The organism is Ruegeria sp. YTSC106 (genome assembly GCF_059609765.1).
Map to the genome: position 1 here is coordinate 71,146 of NZ_JBXWMI010000002.1, position 18,167 is coordinate 89,312.

19 protein-coding genes are annotated in these 18,167 nt (G+C 56.0%); 10 read left to right on the forward strand and 9 right to left on the reverse strand.

What is annotated here, in order from left to right; all coding sequences use genetic code 11:
- The first annotated feature begins 1 nt into the window (after position 1).
- A complete protein-coding gene (locus AC2FEB_RS02570) occupies positions 2–1,888 on the forward strand; it encodes an AMP-dependent synthetase/ligase (RefSeq protein ID WP_496673143.1) in 1,887 nt (628 codons plus the stop codon).
- A 25-nt stretch (positions 1,889–1,913) separates the two neighbouring features.
- Complete coding sequence (locus AC2FEB_RS02575) at positions 1,914–3,074, forward strand: ABC transporter substrate-binding protein (protein ID WP_496673140.1); 1,161 nt, start codon at positions 1,914–1,916, stop codon at positions 3,072–3,074.
- A 71-nt stretch (positions 3,075–3,145) separates the two neighbouring features.
- Here AC2FEB_RS02575 and rpsI read toward each other — a convergent pair whose 3' ends face one another.
- Both rpsI and rplM read right to left on the reverse strand, forming a co-directional pair.
- Positions 3,146–3,631: a 30S ribosomal protein S9 gene (gene rpsI, locus AC2FEB_RS02580; RefSeq protein ID WP_496673137.1), complete on the reverse strand. Its 486-nt coding sequence runs from the start codon at positions 3,629–3,631 to the stop codon at positions 3,146–3,148.
- Between the two features lie 5 nt (positions 3,632–3,636).
- Positions 3,637–4,095, reverse strand: a complete 459-nt coding sequence (gene rplM, locus AC2FEB_RS02585; protein ID WP_117868990.1) for a 50S ribosomal protein L13 — start codon at positions 4,093–4,095, stop codon at positions 3,637–3,639.
- Between the two features lie 241 nt (positions 4,096–4,336).
- On the opposite strand from rplM, the gene AC2FEB_RS02590 reads away from it, so the two are divergent.
- Entirely contained in the window at positions 4,337–4,702 is a 366-nt protein-coding gene (locus tag AC2FEB_RS02590) for a nuclear transport factor 2 family protein (RefSeq protein ID WP_496673135.1), read from the forward strand.
- A 3-nt stretch (positions 4,703–4,705) separates the two neighbouring features.
- On the opposite strand, the gene AC2FEB_RS02595 is transcribed toward AC2FEB_RS02590, so the two are convergent.
- Positions 4,706–6,109, reverse strand: a complete 1,404-nt coding sequence (locus AC2FEB_RS02595) for an aminotransferase-like domain-containing protein (RefSeq protein WP_496673133.1) — start codon at positions 6,107–6,109, stop codon at positions 4,706–4,708.
- 99 nt (positions 6,110–6,208) lie between these two features.
- Here AC2FEB_RS02595 and AC2FEB_RS02600 point away from each other — a divergent pair, with 99 nt between their 5' ends.
- Entirely contained in the window at positions 6,209–6,436 is a 228-nt protein-coding gene (locus AC2FEB_RS02600; RefSeq protein ID WP_117868993.1) for a DUF1127 domain-containing protein, read from the forward strand.
- A gap of 61 nt (positions 6,437–6,497) precedes the next feature.
- Here AC2FEB_RS02600 and AC2FEB_RS02605 read toward each other — a convergent pair whose 3' ends face one another.
- Positions 6,498–6,941, reverse strand: a complete 444-nt coding sequence (locus tag AC2FEB_RS02605; protein WP_496673130.1) for a PaaI family thioesterase — start codon at positions 6,939–6,941, stop codon at positions 6,498–6,500.
- 58 nt (positions 6,942–6,999) lie between these two features.
- Between AC2FEB_RS02605 and AC2FEB_RS02610 the strand changes: the two genes are divergently transcribed.
- The 4 genes from AC2FEB_RS02610 (at position 7,000) to gluQRS (ending at position 10,909) form a co-directional block, all read left to right on the forward strand.
- The gene (locus tag AC2FEB_RS02610) at positions 7,000–7,785 is read left to right on the forward strand and encodes an enoyl-CoA hydratase (RefSeq protein WP_496673127.1); all 786 of its coding nucleotides are present in this window, start codon (positions 7,000–7,002) and stop codon (positions 7,783–7,785) included.
- A gap of 253 nt (positions 7,786–8,038) precedes the next feature.
- Positions 8,039–9,379 (forward strand): methylenetetrahydrofolate--tRNA-(uracil(54)-C(5))-methyltransferase (FADH(2)-oxidizing) TrmFO, encoded by a 1,341-nt coding sequence (trmFO, locus tag AC2FEB_RS02615; RefSeq protein WP_496673125.1) that lies wholly within the window; start codon positions 8,039–8,041, stop codon positions 9,377–9,379.
- Positions 9,380–9,416: 37 nt separating this feature from the next.
- Positions 9,417–10,031: a class I SAM-dependent DNA methyltransferase gene (locus tag AC2FEB_RS02620; protein ID WP_496883830.1), complete on the forward strand. Its 615-nt coding sequence runs from the start codon at positions 9,417–9,419 to the stop codon at positions 10,029–10,031.
- The gene (gene gluQRS / locus AC2FEB_RS02625; RefSeq protein WP_496673119.1) at positions 10,028–10,909 is read left to right on the forward strand and encodes a tRNA glutamyl-Q(34) synthetase GluQRS; all 882 of its coding nucleotides are present in this window, start codon (positions 10,028–10,030) and stop codon (positions 10,907–10,909) included. Before AC2FEB_RS02620 ends, gluQRS begins: the two co-directional genes overlap by 4 nt.
- Positions 10,910–10,919: 10 nt before the next feature.
- Here gluQRS and hisI read toward each other — a convergent pair whose 3' ends face one another.
- A complete protein-coding gene (gene hisI / locus AC2FEB_RS02630; RefSeq protein ID WP_496673116.1) occupies positions 10,920–11,309 on the reverse strand; it encodes a phosphoribosyl-AMP cyclohydrolase in 390 nt (129 codons plus the stop codon).
- A gap of 48 nt (positions 11,310–11,357) precedes the next feature.
- On the opposite strand from hisI, the gene AC2FEB_RS02635 reads away from it, so the two are divergent.
- Together AC2FEB_RS02635 and AC2FEB_RS02640 are read left to right on the forward strand one after the other, a co-directional pair.
- On the forward strand, positions 11,358–11,810 hold the full coding sequence (locus AC2FEB_RS02635) for an iron-sulfur cluster assembly scaffold protein (protein ID WP_117868999.1): 453 nt from the start codon (positions 11,358–11,360) through the stop codon (positions 11,808–11,810).
- A 59-nt stretch (positions 11,811–11,869) separates the two neighbouring features.
- Positions 11,870–12,508: a MarC family protein gene (locus tag AC2FEB_RS02640; protein WP_496673113.1), complete on the forward strand. Its 639-nt coding sequence runs from the start codon at positions 11,870–11,872 to the stop codon at positions 12,506–12,508.
- Between the two features lie 184 nt (positions 12,509–12,692).
- Here AC2FEB_RS02640 and AC2FEB_RS02645 read toward each other — a convergent pair whose 3' ends face one another.
- The 4 genes from AC2FEB_RS02645 to ctrA all read right to left on the reverse strand — a co-directional run bounded on the left by AC2FEB_RS02645 (position 12,693) and on the right by ctrA (position 18,107).
- Positions 12,693–12,815: a hypothetical protein gene (locus AC2FEB_RS02645; RefSeq protein WP_256367496.1), complete on the reverse strand. Its 123-nt coding sequence runs from the start codon at positions 12,813–12,815 to the stop codon at positions 12,693–12,695.
- Positions 12,816–12,927: 112 nt separating this feature from the next.
- Positions 12,928–15,018: an ATP-dependent DNA helicase RecG gene (recG, locus tag AC2FEB_RS02650; RefSeq protein WP_496673110.1), complete on the reverse strand. Its 2,091-nt coding sequence runs from the start codon at positions 15,016–15,018 to the stop codon at positions 12,928–12,930.
- On the reverse strand, positions 15,015–17,267 hold the full coding sequence (gene ligA, locus AC2FEB_RS02655) for an NAD-dependent DNA ligase LigA (protein ID WP_496673107.1): 2,253 nt from the start codon (positions 17,265–17,267) through the stop codon (positions 15,015–15,017). Before ligA ends, recG begins: the two co-directional genes overlap by 4 nt.
- Positions 17,268–17,390: 123 nt before the next feature.
- Positions 17,391–18,107, reverse strand: a complete 717-nt coding sequence (gene ctrA, locus AC2FEB_RS02660) for a response regulator transcription factor CtrA (protein WP_117869003.1) — start codon at positions 18,105–18,107, stop codon at positions 17,391–17,393.
- Positions 18,108–18,167 lie beyond the last annotated feature (60 nt).

Below are 18,167 nucleotides of genomic sequence, written 5' to 3' on the forward strand. Positions count from 1 at the left end.
GATGGATGCAACGCCCCTCGCCCCGCAGATCAGGATCAACGGCATTGAACTTAATACAACCCCCGGACAACGCCCGTTGCGTGTGGATGGGTACACAACCATCAGTGCGCTGTTTAAAAGCCGTTGTGCGGAACTGGGGGATCGAACAGCCCATCGTGAAAAGGACTTGGGCATCTGGAAGTCATATTCCTGGGCCGACTACTGGCGGCACGCCAAGTGGATCGGGCTCGCCCTGCGAAAGCTGGGTTTGGAACGCGAAGACGTTGTTTCAATCCTGTCCGAGGACCGCAAGGAATGGATGTGGTTCGACATGGGCATTCAGTGCGTCGGTGGCATTTCTTCTGGCGTCTACACCACGGATTCTGCCAATCAGTTGCAATATCTGGTCAATGACAGTGGCAGCAAGTTCCTGATCGTCGAGGACGAAGAACATCTGGACAAGTTTCTGGAAGTCGAGAGTCAAGTTCCGGACCTGGTCAAGGTGATCATACTGGAGGGCGAAGGCTTGCATGACCTGACCCATCCACGCTGCATGATGATCGACGATCTTTACGCTTTGGGCCAGCAGGTCGAAACCGAAGATCCGGGACGGTTCGAAGCCGAAATCGCGCAGGCTAAACCTCAGGACACAGCTTTGCTGGTTTACACATCCGGCACCACCGGCCAACCCAAGGGTGCGATGCTAAGCCATGAAAACATCCTGGCTGGCATTGAGGCCGGTGCCTGGTCATTGCCAACGCAGGCCAGTGACGAACAGCTGTGTTTTCTGCCGCTCTGTCATATTCTGGAACGCGACGTATCTGTCTATTTCCCGCTGGCCGCCCGCTGCACCGTGAACTTCGCGGAAAGCCCCGAGACGGTTTTTGCAAATCTGCAAGAGGTCTCGCCTTCGACCTTCACGGCAGTACCTAGAGTTTGGGAAAAGATCTATGCGCATGTGCAAATCATGGCGCAGGATGCAACGTCGCTGGGTCGAATGGCATACGGTCTTGCCCTGAAGGCCGGCGCGCGCCGGGCCGAATACGTGAGTTCGGGAAAACCCGTTCCCGCCGCCATCGCGGCCCGGTTCTGGTTTTGGGATCAGTTGGTTCTGAAGAATTTGCGCCGGATGCTGGGCTTGGACAAGCTGCGCCGGGGTGGCACGGGTGCTGCCCCTATCTCGGCGGATTTGTTGAAATGGTACTGGGCCATCGGAGTGCCGATCGTCGAGGGCTTCGGCATGACCGAAACGTCCGGCCTTGCGACACTCAACACCGTTGAAAGCAACAAGATCGGAACCATCGGAAAGGTCGTCCCGGGGTGCGATATCCGTATCTCGGACGAAGGTGAAATTCAGCTCAAGGGCATGAACATCTTTCAGGGCTATTGGCGCAATAACGCAAAGACGGCGGAAAGCTTTACCGCCGATGGCTGGCTGCGCACCGGCGATATGGGACGTATCGACAAGGACGGGTTCGTTACCATCACCGGCAGGTTGAAAGACATCATCATCACCGCCGGTGGCAAGAACATCACCCCGGCCGAAATCGAGAGCCGGCTGAAGTTCAGCCATTACATCTCGGACGCGGTTATCATTGGTGACAAGCGTAAATACCTCACGGCGTTGATCATGATCGATCAGGAAAACGTCGAGAAATATGCGCAAGACCAGAAGATCCCATTCTCGAACTTTGCCTCGCTTTGTGCCGCGTCCGAAATCAGGGATCTGATCGGTTCCGAAGTCGAAACCGTCAATGCGAAGTTTGCAAGAGTTGAACAGATCAAGGATTTTCGCTTGATCGACGTTTTGCTGACCGCCGAAGATGACGAGCTTACCGCCACGATGAAACTGAAACGCGGTCTGGTGGAAAAGAAACACGGACATCTGATTGAAGACATGTACACTTAGGCAAAGAGTTTTCGGGAGGAGAAAGATGAAGAAGTCACTCAAATGGCTGGCCGCAGCCACGGCGTTGACCGCCTCAGCAAGCATCGGCTCGGCTCAGACACAGGGCGTTACGGACGACGAGATAGTCATTGGTTCCGTCAACGACCTGAGCGGCATCTTTGCCGCAGTGGGTGTTCCGGCGACCAAGGGTGCCAACGTGGTATTCGACCGAGTGAACGAAGCCGGTGGCATTCACGGGCGCAAGATCCGCTATGTGGTCGAGGACAACGGCTATCAGATGCCGCGTGCGATGCAGGGCTACAACAAGCTGCTGAACCGCGACAAGGTGTTCGCGATGCTGCAATCGCTGGGCACGCCGATGAACATGGCGGGGTTCAAGTTGTTGGATCCCAAGGGCATTCCCAATGTTGCGCCTCTGACTGCTGCGCGTCAGATGTTGCAGGAACCGATGCGGAACAAATTCACGTCCTTCTCGACCTATTTCGATCAGGCGCGTATTGGCGTGAAATATCTGGCCGGCGAATTCGGATCAAAGTCGGTTTGCACCATGTATCTGCCAACAGATTTCGGTGAGGAAATCCTGGAAGGCAGCAAGGCCGGAGCCGAAGAAGCCGGTATCGCTTTTGGATCTGAAACAACCCACAAGCCGGATGAGACGGATTTTGTCGGATCGCTCAGCAAGCTCAAGGAAGAGGGCTGCGATATCGTCACCATGGCGCTTGGGGTAAGGCAGGCGATCACCGTAGTTGGCACGGCCAAGAAGATGGGCCTGACGGACATGAAGTTCCTCGGCACTTCGGCCAGTTTCCTGACTGTTGTGGCACAGGTTCCCGGTGGAGTGACCGATGGATTCTATGCAGCAGCGTCGTGGCAGGATCTTTGGGCGCGTGCGGATCAACCTGCCCCGGCGGCATTTATCGAAGAATACAAGGCCGCCACGGGCGAAGACCCGGTTGGATTCGCCATGTTGGGCTATTCCGCTGCTGAAATGATGGTCAAAGCAATAGAGGCCGCGGGCCCTGACCTGACACATGACAGCTTTATCGAAGCGATGGAGTCACTGGACTATCAGGATGACCTGGTCGGCAACCATATTTCCTATGGCCCGGACGATCACCAGGGGGCGGATACGGTTTTCGTCAATGTCGTTGAAAACGGCGCGTGGAAACTTGTCTACGAAGAATAAGTTCATAGACAAAGCAAAGCAAAAAAGGGCTCGCATGTGCGAGCCCTTTCTTATTGGTTTTTCCCGGCGAATTAACGCTTGGAGAACTGGAAGGAACGGCGGGCTTTGCGCTTGCCGAATTTCTTACGTTCCACAACGCGGCTGTCACGGGTCAGGAAGCCGGCCGTTTTCAGAGCGCCACGCAGGTTGGGATCGTACAGTTGCAGCGCTTTCGAGATGCCGTGCTTGACCGCACCGGCCTGACCGGTCAGGCCACCGCCTTTGACGGTTGCAACGACGTCGAACTCACCTTCAACACCAGCAACCTGGAACGGCTGGCGCAGGATCAGTTGCAGAACGGGACGTGCAAAATACTTGTCCTGGTCCTTGCCATTCACGGTAACCTTGCCGGAGCCGGGTTTGATCCAGACGCGGGCAACAGCGTCTTTACGCTTGCCGGTGGCATACGAACGACCCAGCTCGTCACGTACGGGTTCACGCACGATGACTTCTTCGGCCACAACCTCAACGCCTGCGACGGCGCCCAGCTCTTCGAGAGTATTGATCTGATCAGCCATGGTCATTAGCTCCGGGTGTTTTTCTTGTTCATGGATGCAACATCCAGAACTTCGGGCGCTTGCGCCTCATGGGGATGCTCGGCACCGGCATAAACGCGCAGGTTGGTCATAATCTGACGCGACAGGCGGTTGCCTGGCAGCATGCGTTTGACGGCTTGGGTCACGACGCGCTCAGGGTGTTTGCCTTCGAGGATCTGCTGCTTGGTCCGCGACTTGATGCCACCCGGATGACCCGTGTGCCAGTAGAAGTTTTCTTCGCGCTTCTTGCCGGTCATCTGGATTTTGTCAGCGTTGATCACGATGACGTTGTCGCCCATGTCCATGTTCGGGGTGAACGACGCTTTGTGCTTGCCACGCAGGCGCATGGCGACGATCGAGGCAAGACGACCCAGAACAACGCCCTCGGCGTCGATCAGGATCCATTTCTTGTCGATGTCTGCAGGTGTTGCAGAAAAGGTTTTCATGGCAGGATAGTCCTGTTTGATGTGAAAGACCGCCCCAGCGGAGCGGCCCGAATTCGATGGATGCGTATCTAGACACCCATGATTGCCACGTCAAGCGACCCAATGCTAATTAAATATAATTAAAACAACAACTTGCAAAATAGGTATTATTTTACCCCATATTTCTGAATTGGAATTCTCCTAATTTCAACACTCTGATACACTAGATCAGACTTGATCGCGTCAAGCCACGGAGAGTTGCATGCAGGATTTAATGCACACAATTGAAAGCTACGGTGCCGCCTGGCAGGAAAAATCCTCAGGAAAACGGCTTGAGTTCTTGGCGCATTGTTTTGCGGAAAACGGTCGATATGTGGATCCAACAGCTGATGTTTCGGGGCGTGAGCGGTTGAATGCTCATATCGGAGAGATACTTGAAAGCTCGAATGGGCGCGTCGAAATCACCAGCAGTCCGGTTTCGCACCACGATGTCGTTCACTTCACGTGGCATATGGTGGCGCCCGACGGCGCAATCATGGTGGCCGGGCATGATTTCATTCGATTGGACGAAGATGGAAAGATCGCCCATCTGGCCGGATTCTTTGGCGATCCGCCCCCGCTGACCTGAATGCTAGACGCTGATCTGTTCAGGCGGATTGTCCAGCAAAGCGCGCAACCTCAGCATTGCATCCTCGAACCGTTCCAGCGAAACATGCCCATTCATTGCGATGCGTACTGCGTTTGGTGCCCGGCCATCGCGCAGGGCAAATTCATCCGCCGATCTGAGTTGTATACCTTCCCGTTCTGCCGCACGGCTGAACGCAGCAGAGCGCCAACCTGACGGCAGGTTCAGCCAGACAAAGGGCACGTCCGGAGCCCAGTTCAGATCAAACCCCCCCAGCGCATTGACAGTGATCCGAACGTAGTCGCCCATCCGCTTGCGTACATCCTGGGCAATTTGACGGGTACGCGGATCCGACAGCAGCAACCGCGTGAGCTCGGCCAGCGGCTGGGCAAGGCCAAAATACCCATATTCGGCAGATCGACGCAGATCGACGCTGCGATCCTTTGGGGCAATGGCAAAACCCACGCGCAAAGCCGGGGTGAGGATCTTTGAAATTGATGAAACGTGCCATCCGCGTTCCGGAGCAAGCGCACGATAACTGGGTTCTCGCGCCTCTCCCATGCGATAGCAATCGTCTTCTATGATTTGAAGGTCGTAACGCCGCGCGACGTCCACCACCTCTTTCCGGCGTTCCAACGGCGTGTGAACCCCGGTGGGGTTCTGAACCTCTGGCGAAACGCAGATGGCCTGAGCATTGGTTTGTCGCAAAACATGCTCCATGGACTCAGGATCAATGCCCCATTTGTCCATTTTGATTCCGATGACTTCGGCGCGCATCAACTCCCCGGCCCGGCGAAACCCGGCGTAAGAGAGGTCTTCGACCAGCACAATCGGTCTGGGTCCGCGTAGGATGGTCTGAAACACCAGACACAATCCGTTCTGGCCGCCATGGGTCAAAACGATGTCATCATGTGAGAGCGGACCCAGTGGCAAATCTGACAACCAATCCACAACTGATTGCCTCATGGGTTTGTATGCGTCCCGCGTGGGGTAATTCAGAAAAAGCCCAGGGTCAGCTTGCGCAACCTTTTGCAGGCATTCCCGGATAAGCGCGACCTGCCCTGCATCCGGCAGGCGTGGGCTGAACAAACTGACGTTGGCGTTGTATTTGTCATCCTTCATATACAGTTGCCTGGCCCAGACATCGTCCAGAATCGGAGATTTTGGCGGGGCTACAAATGTACCACGCCCAACCTCGGCGTGGAGCAAGCCCTCATCGGTCAGGATCGTGTAGGCCCGTGCGACTGTACCAGGTGTGATTTGCAACCGGTAAGCCAGTTCGCGCACCGGGGGAAGCTTAGCACCGACATCCAATGTCTTGTCATCAATAGCTTTCCGTATCGCGTCAGCAACCAATGTATATTTGGGACCCTTGGATTTTGGCAGAGCGTCCGGCCAAATTGTATCCATTACAATTCTTCCTTTGCCTTTGGCACAATTCTGAATGTATCAAACCTATGTACCAAATGGTACTGTTTTGTGTCAATACAATTTGAAAGGATTTCTGAGATGACACGCACAATGCACACCCCCGCCCTTCTGCTGCTGAACGACAGCCCACGGCTGCCTCTGCTCGCTGCTCTGGCCGTGCGGTTTGCGGCGGCGGTCACTCAATGGGAACGCCGTCGCCGCAGTCGTGTCAATCTGGGCTATCTGGATGACCGTTTGCTGCAGGACGTCGGGCTGACCCGCCATCAGGCCGGCCGGGAAACAAAGCGCTTTTTCTGGCAGCCTTGACTGATCCCCAGTCCCAATTATTGGGACCTCTTCCTGGGCCGGGGCCTGTCCCCGGCCTTTTTTATCCGAAATTCGCGGCAGCGGACCGTGCTGGCGGCAGGGAATAGGTCATCGTTGCCCGCGCAACCGGAAGATCGCCGCCATCCGAGTACAAAAGCACATCCCCAACGGCCAGTGTCTTTCCCAGCTTCAACAGACGACAGGCCGCAATCATATCGGCGCCGCCTTCCGGTTTGCGCAGGAAATCAAATGAGCTGTTGGTTGTAACGGCCAATGACTGACGCCCCTTACGCGCAAGAACCATCGCATAGACACTGACATCGGCCAGCCCGAACATGGACGGGCCTGATACCGTGCCTCCGGGGCGCAGGTGTTGGTCCTGAACCACAAGGCGCATGGTGATGGTGTCTTCGGTCAAGTCTTCGACGACGAAATCCTTGCGCACCTGAGGGAACACCTCTTTGAGGTATTGTGACAGTTCGTCTCGGTTCATTTCTAAAGCCATACTTCCCCTCCTGCTCTTGCCGACCTAGAGTTGGCCCAACTTGGGATCGGAGGGCAAGATGACAATTCTGGAACGTAACGACACTGGCGCGGTTGCAAGACTTAAGATGAACGCACCGGACCGGCTGAACGCGCTGAGTGATGAGATGCTGGCTGCATTGCAGGCCGAACTTGATGCACTGCGCGAGGACAGCTCGATCCGGGCCGTGGTCCTGTCGGGGGCAGGAAAGGCGTTTTGTGCCGGGCATGATCTGAAACAGATGACCGCCGGACGCCAATCAGAAGATGGCGGCAAGACATACTTTCAGGACCTCTTTTCCCGCTGCGCCCGGATGATGATGTCCATCCAATCCCTGCCTCAACCTGTTATCGCGCAAATCCATGGCATTGCGACCGCCGCTGGGTGTCAGTTGGTTGCAACCTGTGACATGGCGGTGGCTGCGGAAGGGACACGGTTTGGCGTCAACGGAGTCAATATCGGCCTTTTCTGTTCCACGCCGATGGTGGCGCTCAGCCGAAATATTCCCAGAAAGCAGGCCTTTGAAATGCTGACCACCGGCGAGTTCATCTCAGCGGAACGCGCCGCCGAGTTGGGTCTGGTAAATCGTGTCGTTCCGGAAACGCTGCTGGAACAAGAAGCCAACGGGTTGGCGGAACTGGTCGCATCCAAGCTTGGCGTGGCCGTGAAGATCGGGAAAGAAGCGTTCTATCAACAGCTGCAAATGCCTTTGGATCAGGCTTATGGCTATACCGGAGACGCAATGGCGCAGAATATGTTGTACCGCGATACAGAAGAAGGCATTTCCGCCTTTATTGAAAAGCGCCCCCCGAATTGGACCCAATGACGCAATTGTTTTGAACATTTTTTGCCACTGTTTTCATTTTAGCACTTTCCAAAAGGGCAACTCTGTGGCAAAGCTGGGTCGAGGCTAAGGCCTCAGTACACTTTTGGGTCGCCGTGGGCGGAAGGTCCCTCCAGCTGGTCTCTCTCACCAGCGCTGACATTCCCGCAGCGGCGACCCCAAGACCCTCCCTCTGAAACAGTCATAAAAAATACGGCAGTTGCGCCTGTGTGTGCGGTGCCCTATGTGGCTGCACATGACACAAGTTTTGCATATCGTTGGCGGTGGAATGGCTGGGTCCGAAGCGGCCTGGCAAGCCGCTGAAATGGGCGTTGACGTGATCATTCATGAAATGCGCCCCACTGTTGGCACTTTTGCACATCAAACCGGAAACCTGGCGGAAATGGTGTGTTCAAACTCTTTCCGATCAGATGACGATGAACAAAATGCCGTGGGTCTGCTGCACTGGGAAATGCGTGCCGCCAATGGGTTGATCATGACCACAGCCCATGCACATCGCCTGCCAGCCGGTGGTGCGCTCGCCGTGGACCGCGATCGCTTTGCCGAAGATGTCACCGCAAAACTCCGCGCACATCCGCGTGTGACGATTACCGACGAAGAAGTGACCGCCCTTCCCGACGATGGACAGTGGATCTTTGCGACCGGTCCGTTGACCTCACCTGCACTGGGGGAAGCAATCCGGGCCGAGACAGGATCTGACGCGCTGGCATTTTTCGATGCAATCGCGCCGATTGTCTACACCGACAGCATCGACATGAGCAAAGCTTGGATGCAATCCCGGTACGACAAAGGTGAGACCGAGGAAGAACGCACGGCTTATCTGAACTGCCCGATGGACCGTGATCAATACGAAGCTTTCATAGACGCCCTTCTGGCTGCGGACAAAACCGAGTTTCACGAGGGTGAAACTGCAGGTTATTTTGATGGCTGTCTTCCAATTGAAGTCATGGCCGAACGCGGACGCGAGACCTTGCGCCACGGTCCGATGAAGCCGGTAGGACTGACAAATCCTCATGCGCCTGATGTCAAACCCCATGCCGTGGTTCAGTTGCGGCGCGATAACGCATTGGGCACATTGTTCAACATCGTAGGGTTTCAGACCAAGATGAAATACGGAGCCCAGACCGACGTGTTCCGCAGGATCCCCGGTCTGGAAAACGCCAGTTTTGCTCGTCTCGGCGGCATTCACCGCAACACGTTCATCAACTCTCCCACCCTGCTCGATGCACAGATGCGGTTGAAATCCAAGCCCAACATCCGCTTTGCCGGCCAGATTACGGGCGTCGAAGGTTATGTTGAAAGTGCCGCGATGGGATTGCTTGCCGGTCGCACGGCCGCCGCGGAAATACTGGGGTGTGAATTGCCCGAAGTACCCAAAGACAGTGCAATGGGTGCGTTGATCCATCACATTACCGGAGGGGCCGAAGCCAAGACGTTTCAACCGATGAACGTAAACTTCGGCCTATTCCGCCCCGTCGACGGCCTGAAAGGCGGGCGGCGGGGCCGGAGGGACCGGTACAAAGCCTATACCGATCGCGCCAAGGCAGAATGGCAAACATGGTTGGACCAATGCTGACTGGACGCGCGACATGCTATCGGCCTAGCATGCCGGGATGAGCGACAAGTTCCTGGACAACACCTACAATCTCGACACGCCCAAAGACACTGAAACGCACTATCAGAACTGGGCTGCGACCTACGAAAAAGAGGTCGCGGAACAGGGATATGCAACCCCGGGGCGGGTGGCCGCGGCTTTGTGGAAATTCCACCCTCACCCCCAAACGCCAATTCTGGATTTCGGCTGTGGAACCGGGCTTTCCGGTCTCGCCTTGCGGGCGGCGGGATTTGAAGTCATCGATGGTATCGATCCTACCCCCAAAATGCTGGAAGAGGCAGAGGCCAAGGGTGTTTACCGAACCCTGACCGGTTTTGACATCACCAAGCCAGCCCTGCTCAGGCGCGACGCGTATTCGGTGATCACGGCCATTGGTGTCATCGGCCAGGGCGCGGCGCCACCCGAGACATTCGACCTGTTGATGCACGCCTTGCCCAAAGGTGGGTTGCTTGCGTATTCCTTGAACGATCATGCGCTGGCAGATCACAAATTCACCTGCCGACTGACGGATTGGGTCGACATGGGGGCAGCACGTTTTCTATTTCGTGAATACGGGCCACACTTGCCCGGTATCAACCTTAACTCTGACGTGTATGTATTAGAAAAAGCGTGACTTTCGTAACGCGTTTCGCGCCATCCCCGACCGGTCCACTTCACCTTGGGCACGCCTATTCTGCGATGATCGCCAGCGACATGGCCAGATCCGAAAATGGACAGTTCTTGCTGCGCATCGAAGATATCGATCAGTCCCGCTCGCGTCGGCATTGGGAGGATCAGATCTACGATGACCTCAAATGGTTGGGGCTGACCTGGCCGAAACCGGTTTTGCGTCAATCAGATCGGCTGAGTATCTATGATCGAGCGTTGGATCGGTTGTGGAAAAGGGGTCTTCTGTATCCCTGCGTCTGTAACCGCAAAGATATTGCTGCCGCCGCAAGCGCCCCCCAAGAAGGCGCGCCCTTGCTTGGACCAGATGGAATAGTATATCCCGGAACATGTCGAAATGCTAACCAAGCCAAAGACTTAAGCCGAATCCATCATCCGCGAAACCAGGCGCTGCGACTGGACGTTGCCAAAGCCTGTCGAGCAATCCGAGATCCTGCCAAATTCCAATTCTCGGAACTGGGCTCAGGTCCCGATGGCGAAACAGGAACTGTCACATTCACCCCGGATGAAATGGCAACAAATATCGGCGATGTTGTACTTTCCCGCCGTGACATGGGTACGTCCTACCATTTGTCCGTCGTTCTTGACGACGCAGCTCAAGGGATCACCCGTGTGGTTCGCGGTCGGGATCTGTTCGAAGCCACCCGGATTCATGTTCTGCTTCAGGCGCTGTTGAACCTGCCTACACCCGAGTATTTCCACCACGATCTGATCCGCGATGACGCGGGCAAACGACTGGCCAAACGGGACGACGCACGTGCGATTTCGAAATATCGGGCCGAAGGTGCCAACCCGGCTGACATCCGCCATATGGTGGGGCTTTGATCTTGCTCCGTTACTCCATCGGAGCCATCAGTTCGGTTTCGGTCCCGTCCCGCACCGCGGTGTAAAAGCACGTCCGGCGTTTGGTGTGACAGGCAGCACCGGTTTGACGCACCAGAACCAACAGGCAATCGCGGTCACAATCGATGCGGAAGTCCACCAGTTTCTGCACATGACCCGAGGTTTCGCCCTTGATCCAGAAAGACTGACGCGAGCGTGACCAATAGGTCACCCTGCCCGTTTCCAATGTCTTTTCAATGGCCTGCGCATTCATCCATGCCATCATCAGAACTTCACCTGACACCTCATCCTGCGCAATTGCCGGAATCAGTCCCGCCTCGTTATATTTCAGAGTCGATGGATCAAACGCGACGGGGTCAGACATGACAAAAACCTTTTGCATCCGGTTGGCTGGTCACTATGTATGAGGAACACACGACGAGGGAAAGCCATGAGCGGCGAGAACGACCTGATTAAGCTGTATTCCGGACGCATTCTGGCGCTGGCGGCGGACATCCCGCATCTGGATCGGCTGGAAAACCCGGATGCAACGGTCAAGAAACGCGCACCTCTATGCGGCTCTACAGTGACGGTTGATCTGAACGTTCAGGATGGTCGCGTCAGTGCCTTTGGACAGGACGTGAAGGCCTGTGCGTTGGGTCAGGCGTCCGCTTCGTTGGTTGGCGACGCAATCATTGGCGCGACGCGTGCACAGGTCGAAGCGGCGCGCGATCAGCTTGCTGCGATGTTGAAAAAGGATGGCCCCGCTCCGGACGCGCCCTTCGACGGTCTCAAGGTTCTGATGCCAGCGCGGGACTATAAGAACCGCCATGCTTCAATCCTGCTGGCGCTGGACGCCACTGCGGAAGCCATGGCGCAGGCGGAACAGGCACATTGCGCCTGATTGTAGCTATTTGAGACAAACCCGTTTACCTTCCGTACAGATTTAAGGAGGGATGGGTATTGAATAATCTGCTTGAGCATTTTGTGACGCTTTGGGTCGTCATTGACCCGATTGGCACAATTCCGGTTTTTATCGCCGTCACCGCCGGTCTTACTGCTGCGGCCCGGCGGAAAACGGCCCTGTTAGCCGCCCTTATAAGCGCAGGCGTTTTGCTGTTTTTTCTTGTGTTCGGGCAATTGCTGATCGAAGCGCTGGATATCGGTCTGAATTCGTTTCAGGTGGCTGGGGGTATCATACTGTTTCTTTTTGCACTGACGATGATCTTCGGCGAGAGCAAACAGGAAATTGAACAACGTCAGGCCGAAGAAGATCAGGAAGACAAGTATCACAAGCAAAACCCTGCAATCTTCCCTCTTGCCGTTCCGTCTCTGGCCTCACCCGGGGCGATGCTGGCCGTCGTCATCCTGACAGACAACCATCGATATAGTGCAGCAGATCAAGGGATTACCGCGCTGGTCATGCTTTCAGTTCTGGTTGTTGCCTTTGTTCTCATGCTCTTGGCGGAACCGATCATTCGCCTGATTGGCCACTCTGGAGCGGCGATCATCAGCCGTATCATGGGGATGATCCTGGCCTCTGTCGCGGTCAATTCCGTCCTGTCCGCATTGCTTGAGATTTTCAGAACCGGACAGTTGTAAAAAAAGCCGCCGCACCTTCCGGGCGAAAGGGCGGCGGCAGGCATTGCGTGTCTCGCGTGGGGTCCGGATTACCGCACGGGGCCGAGGCATGGCCCCTCAAGGGGTTTGGGACAGGCAGGTCACCCTTGACTGAAATGGGGATGACAGCGCGGTTATTTTGGCACGAGATCGCAGGCAGAAAGGCTTAGAATCCAACCGGAAGGTGCAGGGCGACCATCAGGATCACGACCAGAGACATCACGCCCACTGCATCCTGCAGGATAGTCGATTGCGAGCGGCTGAATACAGTCTTGATCTGGGTCAGCATAGGGTAACCTCCGGTCAGAGTTTTAATCCTTTGTTGACCTTTTGTTCTCATATTTGCCCGAGTCGGTAAAGAACTTTTTGAGAACATTTGTGAACTTTTTGGAACTTTTTGCCTAACCTACTGAAATCAAACGGATCGCCTGATCCTGCTTCATCAGCCACAAAAGCATACGCGCCGCGCGGCCCCGGTCTGAGGTCAGCTCGGGATCCGCATTCAGCAACGCCCGGGCATCGGATTGGGCTACAGCCATCAATCCGGCCTGACGCTCAAGATCAGCAATGCGGAACTTGGGCAGACCGGACTGTGCGGTTCCGATCAGATCCCCCGCACCACGCATTTCCAGATCGGTTTCAGAGATACGAAACCCGTCTTCAGTCTCACGAAGAACCTCCAACCGCTTACGTCCCCCCTCGCTGAGCGGCGGTTGGTACATCAGCAAACATGTCGATTCCGCGTCACCACGCCCCACGCGACCGCGCAGTTGATGTAGTTGGGCCAGACCAAATATCTCGGCCCGTTCAATGACCATGATCGTGGCATTGGGCACGTTGACCCCTACTTCAATGACGGTCGTGGCCACAAGAACCTTGGTGGCCCCATTCTGGAATGCAGACATTGCCGCGTCTTTTTCGGCCGCCGGCATCTGCCCATGAACCAGCCCGACCACACCTTCGCCCAATATAGCACGCAAGTGCTTGAATCGTTCTTCAGCAGCCGTCAGGTCCGAAACCTCGGATTCATCGACCAAAGGGCAGACCCAATAGCACTGCCGCCCCTCTTCAATCGCGCGACGCAGATGGGATACGACCTCATCCATGCGCTCCGTGCTGACAATCGCTGTCTTGATAGGTTTGCGCCCCGGCGGCTTTTCGTCCAGCACAGAGACGTCCATGTCGCCATATTGGGCCAGCGCCAGACTGCGTGGAATAGGTGTGGCAGTCATCACCAATACGTCCGCACCCTGCCCTTTTTCCGACAATTCCATCCTCTGGCGCACACCAAACCGGTGCTGTTCGTCAACGATAGCCAATCGCAGCGCTTTGAATTCAACATCACTCTGAAACACGGCATGGGTGCCGACCAGAATTTGAATGTTGCCATTTTTCAAAGCCTCAAGCTTGGCGCGCCGCTCTGCGCCCTTGTCTCGCCCGGTGAGCAGTTCCAGCACCACTCCCGCCTCTTCCGCCAGCGGGCGTAACCCTTCAAGATGCTGTCGCGCGAGGATCTCGGTCGGGGCCATCATCACACCCTGCCCTCCGGCCTCGACTGCAATCAGAAGGGCCATGAAAGCCACCAACGTCTTGCCGGCCCCCACGTCACCCTGCAACAATCGGTTCATGCGGGCGTCTGATGCCATATCGGCCGCGATTTCCTCGATCGCGCGGCTTTGCGCGCTGGTCGGACGATAAGGAAGACTGGCCAAGACCGTGGATTGCAACGCGCCTGTCCCTACGCTGACGACGCCACGGGATTTCCGCTCTCGCTGACGCGCCATAGCCAGCGTCATCTGATGCGCGAACAGCTCGTCATAGGCCAGACGCTGACGTGCGGGCGCAAACAGTGAGACATCATCAGCCCCTTGAGGATTGTGACCAGCACGAATTGCAGAGATCCAATCCGGCCAGTTTTGCTGTGCCATCTGCGCAGGGTCGATCCATTCCGCCAGCTCCGGCGCCCGCGCCAGAGCACTGCGGCTGGCCTTGAGCGCCGTCTTTTGGGTCAGCCCCTGTGTCAGATGGTAAACCGGTTCGAACTCTGGGATCTCACTGGCTTGCTCGACGGGCAACATATGATCCGGATGCACCATCTGAGCCATGCCATCGAACAGCTCCAGCTTGCCCGAAACCACACGGCGCGAACCCTGAGGCAGCACTTTCTTCAGAAAGTCCCCGCGCGCGTGAAAGAAAACCAACTGAAAATCAGACTGACTGTCTTCGACATGAATGCGGTATGCCCCACCCTTGTTTCGAGGCGGCCTGTGTGGACCGACCGTCACTTCGACGGTCAACGTGGCGGGCAGATCGACGCCCTGAATCGTCTCTCGCCGGCGTCGATCGACAACGGCATAGGGCAGGCCGAACAGAACGTCGCGTGGGCTCTCAATACCGGCCTGTTCCAGGGCTTGCGCGGTTTTGGGGCCAACGCCGTCGAGTGTTTCCAGCTCCGCAAACAGCGGGAACAGCTGTTCCGGCCTCCCGCTCATGCGCCTTCGATCAGCTGCAACCAGCCATCCTCATCCAGGGTTTCGATACCCAGCTCTGCCGCTTTCTTGGCTTTCGAACCCGCACCGGGACCGGCGACCAGAATATCGGTTTTCTTGCTGACGGAACCTGACACCTTCGCACCCAACGCCTCGGCCCGCGCCTTGGCTTCGGCGCGCGTCATCTTTTCCAGCGTCCCGGTGAACACAACCGTCTTGCCTGCCACTGGGCTGTCTGATGCCGGTGCATCAGGTGCGATTATTGTCAATTCCTTGCGCAATGTATCGAAGGCGCGTCTTTCTTCCACGTTCGAAAACGCATCGGACAGAGACAGACCAAGTGTTGCACCAATCCCATCGATTCCGATCAATTCCGCCCAGGCGGCATTGGCATCCGGCGTAACACACGCCGCGGTGATGGCCGCATCCCGCGCTTCCTTGACGCGCGCCCGACGACCTTCTGCCAGCGCGGCCGCCCGTTCGGCATCTTCCGCCTCATCCGCTTGCCGTTGAGCCAGAGCTGCCGGGTGCGCGGCGTCCAGGGCTTGTGTCAGGGTCTCCCAATCGCGGTAATAAAGCGCCAGATCACGCGCTCCGACTTCACCCACATGTCGGATACCCAAAGCGAACAACAGGCGCGCAAACGGAATGGTTCGCTTTTCGTCGATCGCGGCGAACAGATTTCTGGCTGAGGTTTCCCCCCACCCATCCCGGTTCTTCAGCTGAGCCAAATTGCCCTTGTCACGCTGTTCCAATGTAAAGATATCCGTCGGAGTTTTAATCGGAAGGATCGGATCTTCATAGAACATCTCGATCTGTTTCACGCCAAGGCCTTCAATATCAAACGCTTTGCGCGAGACGAAATGCTTCAGTTTTTCAACGGCCTGCGCGGGGCAAATCAAGCCACCGGTGCAGCGGCGGACTGCGTCGCCTTCTTCGCGGATCGCCTCGCTATGACATTCCGGACAGCGCGTTGGAAAGGCAAAGGTTTGCGAACCAGGTGGACGCTTGGACAAATCAACATCAGACAGCTTCGGAATCACGTCCCCGGCGCGATAAACCTGAACCCAGTCACCGACACGAATATCCTTGCCATCGCGGATCGTGCCGCCCTTGGCATCGCGTCCCGCGATATAGTCTTCGTTGTGCAAAGTGGCGTTGGAAACAACAACACCGCCCACCGTCACTGGATGCAACCGTGCGACCGGGCTAAGCGCGCCTGTGCGACCGACCTGAATGTCGATCGCCTCCAACCGTGTCCATGCCAGTTCGGCTGGAAATTTGTGTGCAATCGCCCATCGCGGTGTGGTTGAGCGAAACCCCAAACGCGCCTGAAGCGACAGATCATTCACCTTGTAGACAACCCCATCAATGTCATAGCCCAAGGTGGAACGTTGGGCTTCAATATTGCGATAATGCTCCAATATCTCGTGCGTCGTTGCGCACAGACGGGTCAGCGGATTCGTCGAAAACCCAAGTGATTTAAGCCGCTCGATCGCCCCCATCTGCGAGTCGGCCAATGGTTGCGAAACCTCTCCCCAGGCATAAGCGAAAAAACGCAACGGGCGCGAGCGCGTGATTTCCGAATCCAGTTGTCGCAAAGACCCCGCCGCCGAGTTGCGCGGATTGGCAAAGGGTTTGCCACCGCGCTCTGCTTGCCGCGCGTTCAACGCCTCGAAATCCGGATGAGACATGTAAACCTCACCCCTGACTTCCAGAACCTCGGGTGCGTTTTGCAAGTGCTGCGGGATATCGGAGACCGTGCGGGCATTGGCCGTTACATTTTCACCGACTTCACCATCTCCACGCGTCGCGGCCTGAACAAGCTGTCCTTTTTCGTAACGCAATGACAGAGACAGGCCATCAATCTTAGGTTCGGCTGTGTAGGCAAGGCTTTCCCCGAAGCCAAGGCCCAGATATTTCCGGATCGATCTGTCGAAATCTGCAACGTCCTCATCATCGAAAGCATTGCCCAGCGACATCATGCGTACGGCGTGCGTCACCTTCGAAAAACCGTCAGCAGGCTTTGCACCCACTTGATCCGTCGGGCTGTCGGAACGCTTGAGATAGGGGAAGCGCGCTTCTATTTCAGCATTGCGACGCTTGAGAGCATCATACTCCGCATCCGACATGTCAGGCGCGTCAGCCGTGTGATACAGCGTATTTGCTTTCGACAACAGTTCGGCCAGACGTGCAAGCTCGGCACGTGCCTCATCTTCTGTCAGCTCGGATATGGAAGTTAAGTTGCTCATGGCCTCGCCCTGTCACGCGTACTTGGACCTCAGTGATAGGGCGAGGCCATGGCCAGGTCCAGACGTGCTGAGCCGTGAGTGCAATGTGCCGCCCTGGACCACCGGCGGCACTGGTGTTTCAAATCAGAGACCGACTGCCATCCGTGTTTCGTCCAGCGAGTTGTTTTGCGGATCTCGCAGCACATAACCGCGGCCCCAAACGGTTTCGATGTAGTTCTCTCCTCCGGTTGCATTGCTTAGCTTTTTGCGCAGCTTGCAGATGAATACGTCAATGATTTTCAGTTCGGGTTCATCCATGCCGCCATAGAGGTGATTCAGAAACATTTCCTTCGTCAGAGTCGTCCCTTTACGCAGGCTGAGCAACTCGAGCATCTGGTATTCCTTGCCGGTCAAATGCACAGTCTTACCATCCACTTCGACGGTTTTGGCATCAAGATTCACTGCTACACGCCCTGTGTGAATGATCGATTGCGAATGCCCTTTGGAACGGCGGATAATGGCATGAATGCGCGCCACAAGTTCTTCGCGATGGAAGGGTTTGGTCAGATAATCATCCGCACCAAATCCAAAGCCTTTGATCTTGCTTTCAGTATCATCAGCACCGGACAGAATCAGAATCGGCGTTTCCACCCTGGCGATCCGCAATTGGCGCAGAACCTCATGCCCGTTCATGTCCGGCAGGTTCAGATCCAGCAAGATCAGGTCGTAATCATAGAGTTTCGCCAGATCGATTCCTTCTTCGCCAAGATCCGTCGCGTAGACGTTCAGGTTCGCATGCGTCAGCATCAGTTCGATGCTTTTGGACGTGGTCGGATCATCCTCGACAAGAAGTATGCGCATTTTTCACTGCTCCAATTCGGGTCAATAATTCCAATTAAAATTAAACCTGACCAAGAATGG

Bases quoted from the DNA above. Each gene is read 5' to 3' on its own strand.
- AC2FEB_RS02575 (WP_496673140.1), top strand. From the start codon at position 1,914: ATGAAGAAGTCACTCAAATGGCTGGCCGCAGCCACGGCGTTGACCGCC.
- recG (WP_496673110.1), bottom strand. From the start codon at position 15,018: ATGAGCGGGAGGCCGGAACAGCTGTTCCCGCTGTTTGCGGAGCTGGAA.
- AC2FEB_RS02620 (WP_496883830.1), top strand. From the start codon at position 9,417: ATGAGCGACAAGTTCCTGGACAACACCTACAATCTCGACACGCCCAAA.
- AC2FEB_RS02600 (WP_117868993.1), top strand. From the start codon at position 6,209: ATGACACGCACAATGCACACCCCCGCCCTTCTGCTGCTGAACGACAGC.
- rpsI (WP_496673137.1), bottom strand. From the start codon at position 3,631: ATGGCTGATCAGATCAATACTCTCGAAGAGCTGGGCGCCGTCGCAGGC.
- AC2FEB_RS02590 (WP_496673135.1), top strand. From the start codon at position 4,337: ATGCAGGATTTAATGCACACAATTGAAAGCTACGGTGCCGCCTGGCAG.
- AC2FEB_RS02570 (WP_496673143.1), top strand. From the start codon at position 2: ATGGATGCAACGCCCCTCGCCCCGCAGATCAGGATCAACGGCATTGAA.
- AC2FEB_RS02595 (WP_496673133.1), bottom strand. From the start codon at position 6,109: ATGGATACAATTTGGCCGGACGCTCTGCCAAAATCCAAGGGTCCCAAA.
- rplM (WP_117868990.1), bottom strand. From the start codon at position 4,095: ATGAAAACCTTTTCTGCAACACCTGCAGACATCGACAAGAAATGGATC.
- ctrA (WP_117869003.1), bottom strand. From the start codon at position 18,107: ATGCGCATACTTCTTGTCGAGGATGATCCGACCACGTCCAAAAGCATC.
- trmFO (WP_496673125.1), top strand. From the start codon at position 8,039: ATGACACAAGTTTTGCATATCGTTGGCGGTGGAATGGCTGGGTCCGAA.
- ligA (WP_496673107.1), bottom strand. From the start codon at position 17,267: ATGAGCAACTTAACTTCCATATCCGAGCTGACAGAAGATGAGGCACGT.
- AC2FEB_RS02635 (WP_117868999.1), top strand. From the start codon at position 11,358: ATGAGCGGCGAGAACGACCTGATTAAGCTGTATTCCGGACGCATTCTG.
- AC2FEB_RS02645 (WP_256367496.1), bottom strand. From the start codon at position 12,815: ATGCTGACCCAGATCAAGACTGTATTCAGCCGCTCGCAATCGACTATC.
- hisI (WP_496673116.1), bottom strand. From the start codon at position 11,309: ATGCAAAAGGTTTTTGTCATGTCTGACCCCGTCGCGTTTGATCCATCG.
- AC2FEB_RS02605 (WP_496673130.1), bottom strand. From the start codon at position 6,941: ATGGCTTTAGAAATGAACCGAGACGAACTGTCACAATACCTCAAAGAG.
- AC2FEB_RS02610 (WP_496673127.1), top strand. From the start codon at position 7,000: ATGACAATTCTGGAACGTAACGACACTGGCGCGGTTGCAAGACTTAAG.